The sequence below is a fragment of the Gordonia sp. SMJS1 genome (assembly GCF_029866425.1).
Lineage (GTDB): Bacteria > Actinomycetota > Actinomycetes > Mycobacteriales > Mycobacteriaceae > Gordonia > Gordonia hongkongensis.
Genome location: NZ_CP123381.1, coordinates 1,676,722 through 1,694,265, shown reverse-complemented (window position 1 = coordinate 1,694,265; position 17,544 = coordinate 1,676,722). Strand labels below are relative to the sequence as shown.

General features: G+C 66.7%; 17 protein-coding genes and 1 tRNA gene. 9 read left to right on the top strand and 9 right to left on the bottom strand.

The window, feature by feature from the left end:
- Window positions 1-48 precede the first annotated feature (48 nt).
- The 7 genes from QAD21_RS07745 to QAD21_RS07715 all read right to left on the bottom strand — a co-directional run bounded on the left by QAD21_RS07745 (window position 49) and on the right by QAD21_RS07715 (window position 6,281).
- Window positions 49-735: a TetR/AcrR family transcriptional regulator gene (locus tag QAD21_RS07745; protein WP_055474904.1), complete on the bottom strand. Its 687-nt coding sequence runs from the start codon at window positions 733-735 to the stop codon at window positions 49-51.
- Between the two features lie 54 nt (window positions 736-789).
- Window positions 790-3,060: an MMPL family transporter gene (locus tag QAD21_RS07740; RefSeq protein WP_055474905.1), complete on the bottom strand. Its 2,271-nt coding sequence runs from the start codon at window positions 3,058-3,060 to the stop codon at window positions 790-792.
- Between the two features lie 53 nt (window positions 3,061-3,113).
- Window positions 3,114-4,349, bottom strand: a complete 1,236-nt coding sequence (locus QAD21_RS07735; RefSeq protein WP_165630267.1) for an oxygenase MpaB family protein — start codon at window positions 4,347-4,349, stop codon at window positions 3,114-3,116.
- 330 nt (window positions 4,350-4,679) lie between these two features.
- Window positions 4,680-4,753 (bottom strand) — tRNA-Leu (locus QAD21_RS07730).
- 336 nt (window positions 4,754-5,089) lie between these two features.
- Window positions 5,090-5,686, bottom strand: coding sequence for a site-specific integrase (locus tag QAD21_RS07725; RefSeq protein WP_280361648.1), 597 nt, complete (start codon window positions 5,684-5,686; stop codon window positions 5,090-5,092).
- Entirely contained in the window at window positions 5,578-5,928 is a 351-nt protein-coding gene (locus QAD21_RS07720; RefSeq protein WP_280361121.1) for a hypothetical protein, read from the bottom strand. The genes QAD21_RS07725 and QAD21_RS07720 overlap by 109 nt, the downstream gene beginning before the upstream one ends.
- Window positions 5,925-6,281 (bottom strand): hypothetical protein, encoded by a 357-nt coding sequence (locus QAD21_RS07715; protein ID WP_280361119.1) that lies wholly within the window; start codon window positions 6,279-6,281, stop codon window positions 5,925-5,927. Before QAD21_RS07715 ends, QAD21_RS07720 begins: the two co-directional genes overlap by 4 nt.
- Before the next feature lie 484 nt (window positions 6,282-6,765).
- Between QAD21_RS07715 and QAD21_RS07710 the strand changes: the two genes are divergently transcribed.
- Complete coding sequence (locus tag QAD21_RS07710) at window positions 6,766-7,329, top strand: hypothetical protein (RefSeq protein WP_280361117.1); 564 nt, start codon at window positions 6,766-6,768, stop codon at window positions 7,327-7,329.
- Window positions 7,330-7,383: 54 nt separating this feature from the next.
- On the opposite strand, the gene QAD21_RS07705 is transcribed toward QAD21_RS07710, so the two are convergent.
- A complete protein-coding gene (locus QAD21_RS07705; protein ID WP_280361115.1) occupies window positions 7,384-7,950 on the bottom strand; it encodes a TetR/AcrR family transcriptional regulator in 567 nt (188 codons plus the stop codon).
- 114 nt (window positions 7,951-8,064) lie between these two features.
- On the opposite strand from QAD21_RS07705, the gene QAD21_RS07700 reads away from it, so the two are divergent.
- The 3 genes from QAD21_RS07700 to QAD21_RS07690 all read left to right on the top strand — a co-directional run bounded on the left by QAD21_RS07700 (window position 8,065) and on the right by QAD21_RS07690 (window position 9,814).
- Window positions 8,065-8,796, top strand: a complete 732-nt coding sequence (locus tag QAD21_RS07700) for an MFS transporter (RefSeq protein WP_280361114.1) — start codon at window positions 8,065-8,067, stop codon at window positions 8,794-8,796.
- Entirely contained in the window at window positions 8,700-9,497 is a 798-nt protein-coding gene (locus tag QAD21_RS07695) for an MFS transporter (protein WP_348534518.1), read from the top strand. The genes QAD21_RS07700 and QAD21_RS07695 overlap by 97 nt, the downstream gene beginning before the upstream one ends.
- 98 nt (window positions 9,498-9,595) lie before the next feature.
- Window positions 9,596-9,814: a hypothetical protein gene (locus tag QAD21_RS07690; RefSeq protein ID WP_259935487.1), complete on the top strand. Its 219-nt coding sequence runs from the start codon at window positions 9,596-9,598 to the stop codon at window positions 9,812-9,814.
- On the opposite strand, the gene QAD21_RS07685 is transcribed toward QAD21_RS07690, so the two are convergent.
- Window positions 9,811-10,665 (bottom strand): SDR family oxidoreductase, encoded by an 855-nt coding sequence (locus tag QAD21_RS07685; RefSeq protein WP_280361112.1) that lies wholly within the window; start codon window positions 10,663-10,665, stop codon window positions 9,811-9,813. The genes QAD21_RS07690 and QAD21_RS07685 overlap by 4 nt on opposite strands.
- Window positions 10,666-10,842: 177 nt before the next feature.
- Between QAD21_RS07685 and QAD21_RS07680 the strand changes: the two genes are divergently transcribed.
- The 5 genes from QAD21_RS07680 (at window position 10,843) to QAD21_RS07660 (ending at window position 17,528) form a co-directional block, all read left to right on the top strand.
- Window positions 10,843-11,190, top strand: coding sequence for an L-rhamnose mutarotase (locus tag QAD21_RS07680; RefSeq protein ID WP_068972361.1), 348 nt, complete (start codon window positions 10,843-10,845; stop codon window positions 11,188-11,190).
- A 108-nt stretch (window positions 11,191-11,298) separates the two neighbouring features.
- Window positions 11,299-12,672, top strand: a complete 1,374-nt coding sequence (locus tag QAD21_RS07675) for an MFS transporter (protein WP_055474924.1) — start codon at window positions 11,299-11,301, stop codon at window positions 12,670-12,672.
- Window positions 12,673-12,798: 126 nt separating this feature from the next.
- The gene (gene rhaI / locus QAD21_RS07670) at window positions 12,799-13,959 is read left to right on the top strand and encodes an L-rhamnose isomerase (RefSeq protein ID WP_055474925.1); all 1,161 of its coding nucleotides are present in this window, start codon (window positions 12,799-12,801) and stop codon (window positions 13,957-13,959) included.
- Window positions 13,960-14,007: 48 nt separating this feature from the next.
- On the top strand, window positions 14,008-16,044 hold the full coding sequence (locus tag QAD21_RS07665) for a bifunctional aldolase/short-chain dehydrogenase (RefSeq protein ID WP_280361108.1): 2,037 nt from the start codon (window positions 14,008-14,010) through the stop codon (window positions 16,042-16,044).
- Window positions 16,041-17,528 carry a rhamnulokinase family protein gene (locus tag QAD21_RS07660; protein WP_055474927.1) on the top strand — a complete coding sequence of 496 codons (1,488 nt, stop codon included), beginning with the start codon at window positions 16,041-16,043 and terminating at the stop codon, window positions 17,526-17,528. The genes QAD21_RS07665 and QAD21_RS07660 overlap by 4 nt, the downstream gene beginning before the upstream one ends.
- The last annotated feature ends 16 nt before the right edge of the window (window positions 17,529-17,544 follow it).

Sequence of the window (17,544 nt, the reverse complement as noted above, 5' to 3'; positions counted from 1 at the left end):
GACTTTACCGACTCTTGACCCTTCTGTCGTCAGACACCCGCCACCGGGTCAGTTCACCCGGTCGCGCAGCGACCTCAACCGGCGGCCCACTGCGGTCTGATCGATGCCGCCGTCGGTCGCGAGCGAGGCCCGGCCCAGGCACATGGCGGTGAGCATGGCTTCCGCACGCGCGAAGTCGTCGCCCCAGGCGAGACCCGGTTTGGCGAGCATCAGCGACGCGATTCCGTGGGCGGCGGCCCAGAACTCGAGAACGATGTCGGCGATCTCGGCGTGATCGAACACGCCTCCGTCGGCCAGCTCGGTGACGGTTCCGGCGAACCGGGAGTACGCACTGGCGGCGAGTACCTCGTCGACCTTCGACGGATGCCCTTCGGGAGTGGGTTTGCCGAACGCCACCCGGTAGAGCACGGGCGTGGCGACGGCGAAGCGGACATAGGCCATCCCCTGGCCCAGCGCTCGTTCGAAGGCGTCGTCGACGCCTTCCGACGCGGCGGCCATCTCGTCGTCGAGACGCTCGAAGTAGCGGGCGCACACCGCGTCGAGCAGGGCTTCCTTGTCGGCGAAGTGCAGGTAGATCGACGGCGGTGTGACCCCCACGCGGTTGGCGACCGCGCGAATCGACATCGCGGTGTCGTCGCCGTTCTCGACCAGCAACTCACCGGCGGCCTCGATGATCTCCTCCGCGAGGATCTCTCCGGACCCGCGCGGTGATCTCGCTCGTCTACGTGTCGTCACTGCACTCCAGCACCTGTCCCGCCGCCGTTCATCCGTCGTATGACGTATTCGGTGTCAGACCCTCGTCGGCGCAGTGTCCGGCGCCGCTTTCTCGGGACGCCCGACCTCCGGGGCCTCCTCGGACAATCCGATCCGATCGTGTAGCCGTCGCAGCGGACCCGGCGCCCACCAGTTGGCCCGCCCGGCCAGCCGCATGAAGGCGGGGACCAGGAACATGCGGATGATCGTCGCGTCCATCAGGACCGCCAGGGTGAGACCGACCCCGAACATCCGCATGAACGACACCTCCGACGCCGCGATGGCGGCGAAGACGATGCTCATCAGCAGGGCCGCGGCCGTGATGACCCGGCCGGTCCGGGCCAAGCCCAGCGCCACCGCGTGGTCGCTGGCCGCGCGCGTCCGGTCCGATCGCAACCACTCCTCGCGGATCCGTCCCAACAGGAACACCTCGTAGTCCATCGACAGACCGAACGCCACGCAGAACAGCAGCACCGGCATGGTCGCGCTGAGGGTGCCCGTGGCGGTGGTCCCCAAACCTCCGAGGTGCCCCTCCTGGAAGAACCAGACCATCGCGCCGAACGTCGCCGACAGCGACAGGATGTTGAGGACGAGCGCCTTCAGCGGCAACACGACGCTCCCGGTGAACAGGAACAGCAGCACGAACGTCGCGATCGCGATGAGGCCGAGCACCCAGGGCAGATGCGCGTAGATCGACCCGACGGTGTCGTCGGTGGCGGCGGCGAGCCCGCTGAACAGGGTCTCCGTTCCCGCCGGCGGTGGCACCGCCCGCAGCTCGTCGAGCTGGGCGATCCCCGACTCACTCATCGGGTCGCGGTCGGTCGACACCTGCAGGACGTGTACGTCGCCCCGGGTGTCGTCCGGGCTGCCGGGCGCGGCCGGCGCACCCCGGACGAACGTCCCGGCCGACGACCCTACGGAGTTGACATCTCCGACCGTCGACAGGGCGCGGGTGTAGCCCGCCAGGGTCGCATCGTCCACCGGCCCCCGCACGACGACGGTGACCGCTGCGGACAGGTCGTCCTCGTAGTCGTCTCGGATCTCCTGCTGGATCGCGTGGGCGCTCGCCGACTCGGGGAGCACCCGGTCGTCGGGGAACCCCAGCTTCATCGACAGGAACGGCGCACCGAGTACCAGTAGGAAGACCGTGACGACCGCGGCGACCGGCAAGGCGTGGCGCAGCACCCACTGGACGAGCCGGTACCACCAGGTGTCCTCGGGTTCGACGGGCCGCGCCGGCGGCAGCCGAAGCAGGCGCCGGAGTGGCTTCCGGGCGTCGAACGCGTCGATGCGATCACCGAGGAGCATGAGCACGGCCGGCGTGAGGACGAGTGCCGACACCGCGGCCACCGCCACGACGCCGAGACCCGCGAACGCGAAGCTGCGCAGGAAGTACTGCGGGAACAGCACGAGCGCGCTGAGCGACAGGGCGACGGTCACCGCGGAGAAGGCGACCGTCCGCCCGGCCGTGGCCAGGGTTCGGACGATCGCGTCGGGCCGGCTCAGACCGTGTCCGACCTCTTCCCGGTAGCGCGTCAGGATCAGCAGCGTGTAGTCGATCGCGAGCGCGAGACCCAGTGCGGTGGTGAGGTTGAGCGCGAAGACCGAGACGTCGGTGACCGATCCGATCGCGCGGAGCAGCGCGAAGGTGAGGATGATCGAGACGATGCCGATGCCGACCGGGACGGCCGCCGCGAGCAGTCCGCCGAAGATGAAGATCAACACGATGAACGTGATCGGGATCGCGATGGCCTCGGCGACGAGGAGATCGGACGCGGTCTGATCGTTGACCTGCGCGAAGACCATTCCTTGACCGCCGACCTGCACGGTGATCCCGTCGCGGTCACCGGCCAGGGCCGCGGCGATCTCCTCGGCGTGCCCCGGCGCCGAATCCTCGCCACCGTCGAGCGAGGCGATGATCAAAGTCGACGTCCGGTCGCGACTGACGAGCGCGGAGTCGAGCGCCGGATTGGCCCACACTGAGAGGATCTGGTCCTGCACGTACTGATTGCGATTCAGGTCGGCGACGATGTCCTCACCGACCGCTCGGGCCGTCGGGTCGCGGGAGATGTCGACTCCGTCGGGACCGTCCAGTTTGAGCACGACCTGGACCCCGCCGCGGTTGAACGTCTCGTCGAGAGTTCTCTCGGCCCGCGCCGACCCCGAGTTCGGATCGCTGTACCCTCCGGCCAGCAGATGTTCGGCCGCGGTCGCGCCGTACGCGCCGCACACCACCAGCAGGATGAGTGCGCCCAGCAGCACTCGTTTGGGCATGGATATGACCAGCCGTGTCAATCTGACCAGCATGCGGACCCCTGTCGCGTCGGTCGACTTTACGGCGTTAAGTTATCAGCAGTAATTTAGGTGGTCAAGGACGATTCCGAGACGTGCGGCATGCCGAGTCCGCGTCGGACCGTTCGCAGTTCGCGCTCGATCACCGTCGACTCCGATCCGAGCAGTCCGGTCGCGCGCGCGATCTCGCGCAGCCTGACGGCGGGCCGCGCGACGTCGACGAGATGGTGCAACGGCGTCCGGCGCAAACCCATCCGCCGGGCGACCGGGCGCTCGACCCATCGTGTGCTGATGGCCGAGAACGACGACATGAGCAGGGGTCTGGTGATCGCATCCACCGCGGAGACCAGCAACCCTGGCACCGGAATCGGAGCGGCCCCGTGCACGACGCGCGGAAGGTCGTACCCCTCGCGAAGCAGCGCCTTGATCAGCACCTTCGACGAATCGTCGGGCCGCAGCTCGAATTCGCCTGCGATACGGAACAATTCGCTCGACGACTCGTAACTCGGCGGCAGGAGGTCGTCGTCGACCCCGATGACCCAGCCGATCCAGCGCCACAGATGTGTGATCGCCTCACATTCCGCACTGCTGTAGTGGATCCCGAAATCCCGTGCGACGACGAGAGGGAGAGCCAGGAAGCCGCACGAGATGGTCATCACCGCATACGTCTGGTTGATGGGTGCGCCCCACTCCCCTTCGTCCCAGCCCCCGGCGTCGTCCGTCGGATCGCCGTGCGGGTGCCGCAGGACGTCGCGAATGTAGGCGTGTAGCAGCCGAATACGAAGCGTCGCAGCCCAACCGGGACGGCCCGGGAGCATCGATCCGGGCGTGGTCGCCTCGGCGACCCAGCGGGCCGTCGACTCGACCCGATCACGTGTCCCCGATCCCAGCCGGCCGGTGGCCACCAGCGGACGGACGAACCCCTGCGCCTTGAATCCGTAGATCAGCGATTGATACAGCGTCGACGACTGCAACGTCCCGAACCGCCACCAGGCGCGGGCGCCGGCCTCTGCCCAGGCCGGGTCGAACCACGGAGGTGGGGTGCTCGCGACCTGCAACAGATGCGTCATCGAGGCGGGCATCTCGAGGTGTTCGACATCGGTCTCCTCCTCGGCGGAGGTGTGCTCTTCCAAGAGCGCGACCAGTGTGGAGAAGGAGATTCCGCGTTCTCTGGCCTCGACGATCACCGCGTCGGCGAGCGGATCACCCTGCGTCAGACCCGCCTCGAGGCGCTCGACGATGGCGGGATGCCGCTCTCGGACGGCCTCCCAATTGCGTGCCCCGGTCACCGCTGCCGCGTCCATGCCCCATGATCACCCCGGCGACTGGGCCGGTCAAGGACGGCTGACTCCCAGACGTCGACTCGACTGCCAGACCTCGACCGAAGTCTGGCGGTCGAGTTGACGTCTGTCGGTGGCAGCGCCGGACGAATTCGGACACGCTGCCGCGGCTGACTATGCTCACCGTGGGGACCGTCGTCGAGCGGACCCTTCGCCCCCATAGCCCAATTGGCAGAGGCAGCCGACTTAAAAAGTGCACAGAAAATTCGCGTTTTCGCACTTCATCCGGTGTTTTTACCGGGGTCGAGGTCGAAGTTGACACCTACAGTTGACACATGTCGGGTGCTAAGTCGGTGCCCCAGGCGGGACTCGAACCCGCAACACAGACATTTTAAGTGTCCTGCCTCTGCCAATTGGGCTACTGGGGCTAGCGCGGCAATATTAGCCTCCCGTCTCACCGCGAGCAGTTCCAGCCTCTACTTTGCAGTCCCCAAGCTGGTAAGCGTGGCGACAGAAGCCTGGGACGATAAGAGTGCCGTCATCGCGTCTCGTTAGACGCGGCTTTTCGAGGCGCGAAGATTCAACTTTCCTCAGATCACCGTTGACATCTACGAAGACCATCGTGGGATGGATTGCTAGTGGTCCATGAATCCCACCTGGTCGATATCGAACCCGACCGTGATAGATGGCCTCATAGGGAGGCTTGTTCTTACTCTTAACTAGTACGTTGTCACCTCTACGAAATATCTGGTCAATCAGATCGTTCATCCATTAGTTCTCCCGAAGCTCATACCGGCTTCTTTTAATGCTTCTTCCTGGCTGTGTGCATAGGTGGCGAGCGTAAACGCTGCGCTTGCGTGCCCCAGCCATGCCGCGATAACCGCAACAGGCACGCCTCTCAGGTGCATCACTGTTGCGCATGAGTGCCTGGCGTCATGGAGACGTACCCGCTCGATACCGAGCTGATCCAGCATCTTTTCCCAGCGGAATGTCAGCAGGTTGGGGTGGTACGGTTCGCCGTTCTGGTCGGAGGCGACAAACTCGCTCTCGATACGCCCCTTGGCGTCGCGCAAGACTTCCATCACCTCTACCGGCATCGGTAGTACTCGCCGTGATCTCGCGGACTTTGGCGTGCTGGTCACGATCTCTTTGCCGACACAGACGCGGTTCTCAGCTATCTCGATCGTCCCAGCGTCAAAATCTACAAACTTCCACCGGAGGCCGGCGATCTCGCCTCGGCGGAGTCCGTATACTAGCTGCCGCGCTCGACAGCTTCGATCTCGGCAATAAGTTCGTTCGCTCGTTCGTAGAAGTAGGCGTTGTTGCTCTCTTCCCGGTCGCGGAAGTAACGCATGTCCCAGACGAAATCAACCCAGCCGATTCGCTTCGGCTTGACCTTCTCGGCCCTAATGAAACTGCCTCGGCCCCACGATAGATCGGCCATCCGGTCGATGAGGCGCGACTCCATCCGCACCGGCTCGATGTCCTTGAGCATCTGCTTGATCTGCCGACGGCGGTCCTTGTCCTCAGCTTCGCGCTTGAGCATGAAGTTCTTGATCCTGACCTCTGCCAGCTTGAACGCTTCTTCTTCGTCGTTCGTCATGACGGGTCCATCAACCGGTTCAGCTCGCCGATCTTCCAGGCTTCGTATACCTGGCTGTGTTCGAGCAATGCAGGAACACTCCCCCTGGCGAGATCGTCGGCGGCGTGCATGAGGATGTTTTGCGCGGCCATGACCTCACGAGCCTCGATGAGACGACGGGAGATGTCGCGCTTGTTCTGGGCGTGCTTCAACTGCGCTTCCAGCTCGCGCAGGGCGGCACCGTTCTGTATCCGGCGAGCCTCGACGGCGGCCTCGCGGTCGTTGCGGATCATCGCCCGACCTTCGGGGGTCCAGACGTTCGCCTGCACCTCGGCCATCCGCCGGGGCAACGGTTTGTTGTCGTAGTCGCTCATGGCGATCACCTCTCTCGGTCGTGCGAGCTGTGAGTCAGCTCACGGCGACAGAGTACGTGAAAGAGGCGACACAAGCTATCGAATGTGATAAAGGGGCGGTCGGCGGTGCGAACATGACACGAAAAATGACACATGTGGTTCAGGTGGCACAGACCCCCGTTGTAAACATGCTGGTCAGGGGGTTGCGACAGCTTTACCTCTGCACGTCTGATCGACTTAAAATCGGCACAGTGTCGGTTCGAGTCCGACTGGGGGCACTTCCGGCCGGGCATTCTCGCCGTTTCGGGTCGACACCTCCGGCGGCGCGTCCAAGTTCTTCGACCCGATCCGCGTCGATCAAACGCATGGCCGTTCAGCCGAATACGTACGTGGACACCGCTTCGATCCCCGCGGTTACATGACTGCCGGTGGTACCGAACGACTCTCGGGACCTCCGGGGCGGCATCGCTCATTTCGAGATCATCCCGAACGTGAGGTGACCACCATGCCGAAGCACACCATCGAGGATCTGATCGCGCTGATCCCACCACCGGTGGCACGGCCGGCGACGGTCGACTGGGCGCTCATCGAACAGCGACTCGGATTCCGGTTGCCGACCGACTACAAGGCACTCGCCGACACGTACGGACCGGGAGTCTTCTGCGACGACTTCCTCGTGTGGACCGGTCTCCCCTGGCCCGACGCGTCGATCGAGGAGGCGGGGCGCCACGCGGTGGCCGACCTCGAGCCACTTCTCGAGGACTTGAGCATCGTGACGTGGGCGCATGACGACGGCACCGACACGGCCGTCGACCTGTCCGGCGATTCGTTGTTCGGGTGGGGACGTTCCACCGACGGCGACTCGGGATACTGGCACCGGACGGGCGACGACCCCGACGGGTGGCCGGTCCTGGTCACCGACGGCGTCATGGTCTGCGACTACCACCGCGGCGGTCTGGTCTCGTACCTGTACGACTTCTGGACCGGCGGCTTCCCGACTCGTCAGGTCTTCGCCGGCCGCGAGGCACCGGAACGGCTGACCTTCGAGCAGGTGACCGTCGACTCCTGAGCGGGCGCGGACCCGTCCGCGCCGAGCATGAACGGACGGGCCCGCGGGCTCGACTCACATACCGGGCCCGCTGATCCCCTCGACCACGAGATCCAGAAGTCGCTGCGACTCAACGCAATTACGGCCCAAAGCGATCATGTTCGCGAGCGTGAACAGTTCGTCGACGGTGAGATCGGCGCGGATTCCGCCGGACCGCTGGGCGGCACCGAGGATGTCCGCGCCGGCCACACGGAGGTCGGCGCAACTGGTGTAGAGCGGGCTCTCGGGGTCGCCCGCCGACGCGATGATGATCTCGGGCAGACCCTGATACGCCCCGACGTGGCGCGCGAGCGCCCGGACCCACTCGACGAGACGCTCGCCGGGGTCCCCCGGTTCGTCGGCGCGCGCAGACTCCACAAGGGCGGCGGTGTCCTGTCGCATCGCGGCCGCGACGAGCGCCTCGCGAGAGGGGAAGTGTCGGTACAACGTGCCGGCGCCGACGCCGGCACGTTTGGCGATGTCATCGAGCGACGTGTCGATTCCCGACTCACGAAATGCCTCGGCCGCCGTGGCAACGACCTTGTCGTAGTTGCGTCGAGCATCGGCTCGCATCGGTTTCGCCGGCGCGGATGCGCTGGTCATGACACCTCCCGAAGAAAACCCTTGTAACCGGAGAACATCTCCGCTTCAATAAGCGGAGACAGTCTCCAATTGGAGACACTCTCCTTTTCGACCTTACCCGCCCGGGAGGCCCTGATGTCCCAGACCACCGATCGCGTCGCTCCCGCGACAGGTTCCGACACCGCAGGGTCGACGATCGACCGCCGCACCTGGATCGGACTGGTCGTCGTGGTGGCGAGCCAGCTGATGGTGATCCTCGACGGCACGATCGTCACCGTCGCGCTCCCCCGCATCCGTGACGACCTGGGTTTCAGCGAGGTGTCTCAGTCGTGGGTGATGAACGCCTACGTGCTGGCGGTGGGTGGCCTGCTGCTGCTCGGCGGCCGCTTGGGCGACCTGATCGGACGGCGTCGCGCGCTGCTCTACGGCATCGCCCTGTTCACCGCGGCCTCGCTCCTCGGCGGACTCGCCACCAGCGCGTGGATGCTTCTCATCGCTCGCGTCCTGCAGGGCGTGGGAGCCGCGCTCGCCGCGCCGACGGCCCTGGGACTGATCGTCGCCAACTTTCCGCCCGGTCCCGATCGCGCCCGGGCCATCAGCTGGTTCTCCCTGGGTGCCGCCTCGGGCGGAGCGCTCGGCCTGCTGCTGGGCGGCGTACTCACCGAACAGCTGTCGTGGCACTGGGTGATGCTGGTCAACGTCCCGATCGGGTGGCGATCCTCATCGCCGCACCGCTCACCGTCGATGAGACACCCCGACAGCCCGGTCACCTGGGTCTCTGGGACACCCTGCTGTCCGCGGCGGGTGTCGCGGCGGTGGTCTTCGGCTTCATCCGCGCCTCCGAGGTCTCCTGGGCCGACCCGGTGACCATCGCTTCTCTCGCCGTCGGCGCATCGACACTCACGGCGTTCGCGATCAGACAGCGTCGTACGAGCCATCCCCTGCTGCCGCCCCGGTTGGTGAACTCCGCGCGCAAAGCCGCGCCCTTCGTGGTGATGTTGCTCTTGCCCGGGGCGATGATGGGCATGTTCACGTTCATGACCCTGCACCTGCAGGACGTGATGGGTTACAGCGTCGTGGCGTCCGGGTTCGCGTTCCTGCCGTTCATGGTTCTCAACATCGGATTGACGGTCACCGGGTTCACCGCCCGCCTCGTCGCGCGCTTCGGTGCGGCACCGGTGTTGATGGCGGGATTGTCCCTGGCGATCGCCGGGCTCGTGTGGTTGTCGTTCGTTGGGCCCGACTCCACCTTCGCCGCAGCGATTCTGGCGCCCTCGATGATCATGGGTGCGGGAATCGGCCTGTCCGTGGTCCCGGCGAACGTCCTGATCGTGGACAACTCGCCCGCAGCCGACGCCGGCGCCGCCTCGGGCCTGATGCAGGCGCTGTTGCAGGTCGGTGGTGCGCTCGGACTCGCCACGCTGATGACCGTGTTCGGCCCACTCCAACGTAGCGATCCGTCCGGAACTGCTACCGGCACAACGATTCTGGTCGGTTCGTCGTTCGCGATGGTCGCCCTGCTCGTGCTCGTGGTCGCCTACCGGCCGCGGCGTGCCGCGGCCGCGTGACCCAACGCGACGACATACGTCACGACGTCGGCGCCCGTGCACCCCTCCGAGTCGATCCGCGTGCATCCCCCGAGCCCGCTGATGATGTACTCGGTGTCATGTCCACTCGGGTTGTCCTGCTCGCCGACTCCTCCGTCGCCCTGCTCACCCTCGGTATCTCGGTGTACTCGATCGCGGTCCTGGCGTGCCTCGGGATCGCGATCAACGCGGCCCGGTTCGGACGCAGACGGGTCGCGATCACGATGGCCTGGGTCGTCGGTGTACTGACCGTGGCCGGTGTCATCATCGCCATCCTGAGCAGCACCGCCGGCGGTTAACCCTCCGGCCGCACCTCCGCGCGTTGCCGATCGATGAATTGCGCGGCAAGCCGATTCGTGAGGCCGGGCGCCAATCGCTGGACGCGCCAGGTGATCCGGGATCGACGCGGGACGACCAGCAGTGGTTGATTCCGCTCGATGGCGGCGAGCGTGTCCCGGGCAAGGCGGTCGGCGTCGTACGCGGTCGACGAACCCTGACTCGCCAGATAATAAGAGCGGCCGACGAATCCGCCGACCGAACCCTTGTCCAGGATCGGGGTCTCCACTGCCGAGGGACACACCGCCAGCACGTTCACCCCGCGGCCCGCGGCCTCGGTACGTAGTGCGAGCGACAGCCCCACGACCGCATGTTTGGTCATCACGTAGCTCGTGATCAGTCCGGCGGCGACGAGCCCGGCCATCGACGCCGTGTTGACGATGTGTCCGTAACGCTGCTCGATCATCACCGGGTACGCGGCCGCGACCCCGTGCACGACGCCCCGGATGTTGACGTCGATGATCGCGTCCCATTGTTCCGGCGTCAGCATCTCGGTCGGACCACCCCAGGTGATCCCGGCGTTGTTGAACATCAGATCCAGGCGCCACCACTCGGCGACGACCTCGTCGACCACCCGCCGCACAGCGGCGGCATCCGTCACATCCAGTTGCACCGCCCGTGCGGTGCCCGGCCCACCGGACAATGAGTCCGCCACCCGCTGCGCCGCGGGTAGGTCGATGTCCGCGCAGGTGACGTGGGCTCCCCGGGTCACCAGCGCGCGCGTGAGCGCGGCCCCGATACCGGACCCGCCCCCGGTCACGATCGCGATCCTGCCCCCGACATCTGCTCCGCGCGTCTTCCCGAATCCCAGCACGAACAGAGCATGACCGATCCCGTTCCGGCGGGGTGCGCTTTGTGCGAACCGGGTCTTGACATCCTCACAGGCCGCTCTTAGTGTTGCTGCCATCACAAATTGAAACGTTTTAATTCGCCGGGTTGATCCTCTCTCGACGGTCTGCGTTTCCCATCACGTCGTTTGTCAGGAGCAGCCATGTCCGACCCCCAGCGCGTCTGCTTCGTGCTCCAGCTCCGCCCGGAGCGCGTCGAGGACTACCTCGACGCCCACACGGACGTGTGGCCGGAGATGCTCGACGCCCTGCGCGAGACCGGATGGCGCAACTACTCGTTGTTCCTCCGCAAGGACGACGGCATGGTCGTGGGTTACCTCGAGACCGACGACTTCGCGACGACCGCCGCCGCCATGGAAGCAACGGACGTCAACGCCCGGTGGCAGGCGCGCATGTCCGAGTACTTCCTCCCGGCTACCGGCGGAGACGCCGACGGCGCCAATCCCGACACCATCCGCACCGAACTCCTCGAGTACTTCCACCTCGACTGACCGACATCGAACACACGACGCGTACTGACGGGCACACCGACATCAGCGAACCCGGCTTGACCCCTCCGATCCCGACCCTCTCTACTGATCTCCGACGCTAGGAATCCCATGAAAGTAGGAGCGCGCTCCACCACCGGCTGGCGGGCGACCATCTCGGTTGCCATGTCGAACTACATCGAAGCCGGCTCGATCATCGCGATCGCCACCAGCCTGACCTTCTGGCAGGACGAGTTCGGCATCAGCAACTTCGCCGTCGGCCTGTTGGCCGCACTGAGCGCCAACGCGTTCGGCGCGGCGGTCGGTGCCGCCATCGGCGGACCGCTGTGCGACCGCTACGGCCGCAAGGCGATCTACACCTACGACCTGCTGGTCTACATGGCCGGCGTGTTGCTCGCCGCCTTCGCGCTCAACTTCACCATGCTGCTGGCGGCGTTCATCATCACCGGCCTCGCGGTCGGCGCGGGCGTACCCGCGTCCTGGACCTACATCGCCGAAGAGGCGCCATCGGTCGAACGCGCCAAACACGTCGGCACCGCCCAGCTCGCCTGGTCGGTCGGACCCCTGATCGGCTTCGCACTGGCGGCCGCGCTCGCCCCGATGGGCCTGCTGGGTTCGCGGATCATCTTCCTGCACCTCTTCGTCGTCGCCGCGGTCGTCTGGTGGATTCGCCAAGGGCTCGCGGAGTCCAAGATCTGGTCCGACGAGGCGGTCAACGAGACCCGTGAGCTCACCGCTTCCGTCGGCGCCCGCGGAATCAAGGGCCTGTTCTCCAAGAAGGTCAACATCACCGCACTACTCCTGCTCGGTGGCATCTACCTCTTCTGGAACACCGTGGCCGGACAGGCCGGCATCTTCATGCCGCGTGTCTACGAGACCGCGGGCGTCGAGAGCGCGGTCCAGCAGAACCTGCTGCAGGTGCTGGTCTGGGGATGCACCGTCCTCGCGACCTACTTCGGCTTCATGCGATATGCCGACCGGGTCTCCCAGCGCGCCCTGTACGTCTTCGGCGCCGCATTGGGCATCGTCGCCTGGATCGTGCTGGTCGCCTTCACCGACAGCGGTGTCGCCACGATGCTCGTCTTCGCGGTCCTGTGGGGCATCTCCTCGGGCATCGGCGCGCAGGCGTTCTACAGCCTCTGGGCCAGCGAGATGTTCGCGACGCCCTATCGGGCCAGCGCCCAGGGCGTCATGTTCTTCGCCGTCCGCACCGCAACCGGTCTGTTGAGCTACTTCTTCCCCACCATGCTCGCGGCCACCGGACTCACCACGGTCGGCATCCTGCTGGTCGCACTGCTCACCGTCGCGCTGATCATCGGCGCCATCGCGGCTCCGGACACCCAGGGCAAGACGCTGCAGCAGATCGAGGTCGAGCGCTACGGCGCTCCGCTGTCACCCGAGCTCATCGAGACACCGGCATCCGCCGCGCACCCGACCCCGGGCACCAACCCGGCCGCGGAGTCGGGACACAAAGCCCCGGCCTGACACCACGGGCCTGATCGCGCCGTGCACGATTGAAACGTTCCACCAGTTCGACTGTTCCACTCAGACCTCCCCGCCGCCGGCTGACCCCGACGCCGGCGGCGGGGAATCCCAACCGAAAGAAATCTCATGGCCACCTTTGACGAGACGATCCTCGACAACCTCGAGATCGAGCTCCCCTCCTGGGCGTTCGGCAACTCCGGCACCCGGTTCAAGGTGTTCGGCACCCCGGGCACCCCCCGCACCATCCACGAGAAGATCGCCGACGCCGCGAAGGTCAACGAGCTGACCGGGCTGGCACCCACCGTCGCCCTGCACATCCCGTGGGACACCGTCGACGACTACACCGCCCTGGCGGCTTACGCTAAGGATCTCGGCGTCGGCCTGGGCACCGTCAACTCCAACACCTTCCAGGACGACGCCTACAAGTTCGGCAGCCTGACCCACACCGACAAGACGGTGCGGCAGATGGCCATCGACCATCACCTCGCCTGCATCGAGGTGATGAACGCGACCGGTTCGCGCGATCTGAAGATCTGGCTGGCCGACGGCACCAACTACCCCGGACAGGGCGACATCCGCGGACGCCAGGACCGGCTCGCCGAGTCGCTCGCGACCATCTACCAGCACATCGGCGACGACCAGCGACTCGTGTTGGAGTACAAGTTCTTCGAGCCCGCGACGTATGTCACCGACGTCCCCGACTGGGGCACCTCCTACGCCCATGTGACCGCGCTCGGCGAGCGGGCGATGGTCTGCCTCGACACCGGCCATCACGCGCCGGGAACCAACATCGAGTTCATCGTCGCGCAGCTGCTTCGCCTCGGAAAGCTGGGTTCCTTCGACTTCAACTCGCGCTTCTACGCCGATGACGACCTCATCGTCGGTGCCGCGGATCCGTTCCAGCTCTTCCGGATCCTGTTCGAGGTGATCCGCGGCGGCGGGCTCGACGCCGGGTCGCCGGTCGCTCTCATGCTCGATCAATGCCACAACGTCGAGGAGAAGATCCCCGGCCAGCTCCGTTCGGTGCTGAACGTCGAGGAGATGACGGCCCGCGCACTACTCGTCGACACCGATGCGCTGACCGAGGCACAGGCCGCCGGAGACGTGTTGGGCGCGAACGCGATCGTGATGGACGCGTTCTACACCGACGTCCGTCCGATGCTCGCCGAGCGTCGTGTCCGTCGCGGCCTGCCCGCAGACCCGATGGCCGCATACGTCGACTCCGGATACCACGAGCGCATCGTCGCCGAGCGTGTCGGCGGTACCCAGTCGTCCTGGGGCGCCTGAGCCCTCCCCCAGCCCCAGTTCCCTGAACTCCCGAGGAGATCACCCCTAATGACCAATCCCGCAGTCGCCGCCCTCATCGAGCGGTCCAACCGACTCGGATCGGATCCGAAGAACACCAACTACGCCGGCGGCAACACCTCCGCCAAGGGCTCCGACACCGACCCGGTCACCGGTGAAGACGTCGAACTGCTCTGGGTGAAGGGCTCCGGCGGTGATCTCGGCACCCTCACCGAGAAGGGCCTGGCCGTGCTCCGGCTCGATCGCATGCGTGCGCTCGTCGACGTCTATCCCGGCCTCGACCGTGAGGACGAGATGGTCGCCGCCTTCGATTACTGCCTGCACGGAAAGGGCGGTGCCGCACCGTCGATCGACACCGCGATGCACGGCCTCGTCGGCGCCGCGCACGTCGACCACCTGCACCCGGACTCCGGTATCGCCATCGCGACCGCGGCCGACGGCGAGGTCTTGACGCACAAGATCTTCGGTGACCGCGTCGTGTGGGTGCCGTGGCGTCGTCCGGGTTTCCAGCTCGGGCTGGACATCTCGGCGATCAAGAAGGACAACCCGCAGGCCATCGGTTGCATCCTCGGCGGCCACGGGATCACCGCCTGGGGCGACACCTCCGATGAGGCGCAGGCACATTCGCTGGAGATCATCCGCACCGCCGAGGAGTACATCGCCGCCAACGGTCGCCCGCAACCCTTCGGCGGCCCGATCGACGGCTACGGCGCATTGCCCGCCGAGGAACGCCGGGCCAAGGCCGCGGCGCTCGCCCCGTTCATCCGCGGCCTCGCCTCGATGGACAAGCCGCAGGTCGGTCACTTCACCGACGTCGACCCGGTCCTCGAATTCCTGGCGGCAGAGGAGCATCCGCGCCTGGCCGCACTCGGCACCAGTTGCCCGGACCACTTCCTGCGCACCAAGGTCAAGCCGATGGTCCTCGACCTCCCGGCCGACACGAGCGTCGAGGAGTGCAAGGAGCGCCTCACGGCACTGCACGAGGCCTACCGCGAGGACTACCGCGCGTACTACGACCGTCACGCCACCGCGGACAGCCCCGCGATGCGCGGCGCCGACCCGGCCATCGTGCTGATCCCGGGCGTCGGAATGTTCAGCTTCGGCAAGGACAAGCAGACCGCACGTGTCGCCGGCGAGTTCTACCTGAACGCCATCAAGGTGATGCGCGGCGCCGAGGCCATCTCGACCTACGCACCGATCGACGAGTCGGAGAAGTTCCGGATCGAGTACTGGTTGCTCGAGGAGGCCAAGCTCGCCCGCATGCCGAAGCCCAAGCCGCTCGCGACCCGCATCGCCCTGGTCACCGGGGCGGCATCCGGCATCGGCAAGGCCATCGCGACGCGTCTGGCCGCCGAAGGTGCATGCGTGGTGATCGCCGACCTCGACGCCGAGAAGGCACGGGCGGCCGCCGAGGAGATCGGTTCGACCGATGTCGCCATCGGGGTGGCCGCCGACGTCACCGACGAAGCGGCCGTACAGTCCGCGATCGACGCGACGGTGCTCGCCTTCGGCGGCATCGACCTCGTCGTGAACAACGCCGGCCTGTCGCTGTCGAAGTCGTTGCTGGACACCACCGCCGCCGACTGGGACCTCCAGCACAACGTGATGGCCCGCGGTTCGTTCCTGGTGAGCAAGGCCGCCGCACGCGCCCTCATCGATCAGAAGCTCGGCGGCGACATCCTGTACATCTCGTCGAAGAACTCGGTCTTCGCCGGGCCGAACAACATCGCCTACTCGGCGACGAAGGCCGACCAGGCCCATCAGGTCCGTCTCCTGGCCGCCGAGCTCGGCGAGCACGGGGTCAAGGTCAACGGCATCAATCCCGATGGCGTGGTGCGTGGTTCGGGGATCTTCGCCGGCGGCTGGGGCGCCAAGCGCGCTGCCGTCTACGGCGTCGAGGAGAAGGATCTCGGCAAGTTCTACGCGCAGCGCACCCTGCTCAAGCGCGAGGTGCTGCCGGAGAACATCGCCAACGCCGCGTTCGCACTCTGCACGTCCGACTTCTCGCACACCACCGGCCTGCACGTGCCGGTGGACGCGGGCGTCGCCGCCGCGTTCCTGCGATGAGCCGATCCACCCGGTCCGCCCAGGTCGCCGCGATCGACCTGGGCGCGACCAGCGGCCGGGTCATGCTGGCCGACGTCTCGCGCGGACGACTCGAGCTCGAACAGGTCGCCCGGTTCACCAACGACCCGGTCCACATCTGGAACGGGCGCAGGTCCGCTCTGCACTGGGATGTCCCGGCGCTGTTCCGCGCCGCGTCGGCCGGCCTCGCCGAGGCGGGCAGGCAGTCCGACGATCTGGTCGGGATCGGGGTGGACTCCTGGGCGGTGGACTACGCGCTCCTGCGGGAGGGCCGCATGATCGGGTTGCCGCACCACTACCGGGACACCCGGAGCGTGGTCGGGGTCGACGCCGTGCACGCCGAACTCGGTCCCGCGGACCTGTACGTGCGCAACGGCTTACAGTTCCTGCCGTTCACCACCGTGTACCAATTGGCCGCCGAAAAGGCCGACGGGTTGCTCGATCAGGCCGACACCGCCCTGCTGATCCCGGACCTCATCACATACTGGCTCACGGGCCGACGCGGCACCGAACGCACCAACGCCTCGACCACCGGATTGCTCGGCATCAACGGGCGGTGGGACACCGCGATGATGGAGCGTCTCGGATTGCCCGTCGGCTTGTTCCCCGACCTCGTGGAGACCGGCACCGACCAGGGCCCGTTGCTCGGCGACGTCGCCGAGCGCCTCGGACTGTCGACGTCGACCCGTGTCACCGCGGTCGCGTCCCACGACACCGCGTCGGCGGTCGCCGCCATCCCGATGGACCCGTCGCGGTCGGCGTACATCTCGTGCGGGACCTGGGGTCTGGTCGGCGTCGAACTCGAGCAGCCGGTCGTCTCCCGCGACGGGTGGAAGGCCAACTTCACCAACGAGGTCGGCGCCGACGGCCGTATCCGCTACCTGCACAACGTGATGGGCCTGTGGCTGCTCAGCGAGACGGTCCGCCAGTACCAGCGCGAAGGGTATCGCGCCGAACTCGGTGAACTGCTCGCGCAGGCCGCCGAGGCGCCGGCGACGGTCGAGATCTTCGACACCGACGACGCCCGGTTCCTCCCGCCGGGAGACATGCCCGGACGCATTCGCGACTGGTACGACGAGCGCGGCATGCGTCCGCCGATGACGCGCGCCGAGATGGTGCGCACGATCGTCGAGAGCCTCGCGGCGGCCTTCGCCGACGGGGTGGCGCGAGCGGCCGAACTGTCCGGCACGACGGTGGAGACCGTCCATCTCGTCGGCGGCGGCTCGCAGAACCGGCTGCTGTGCCAACTCACCGCCGATCGGCTGGGCCTGCCGGTGCAGGCCGGTCCGGTGGAGGCGACCGCGCTGGGCAACGTGCTGATCACCGCCCGCGCCCACGGTCTCATCGATGGCGACCTCGAGGCGATGAGGTCTATCGTCGTCGACAGGTTCCCGCCGCAACACTACGCACCCCGACACTCCCGCGGCACGCGCTCCCGCACCGCGGTGGGGACAGGAAAGGCATGACCATGCAAGGCAGTTC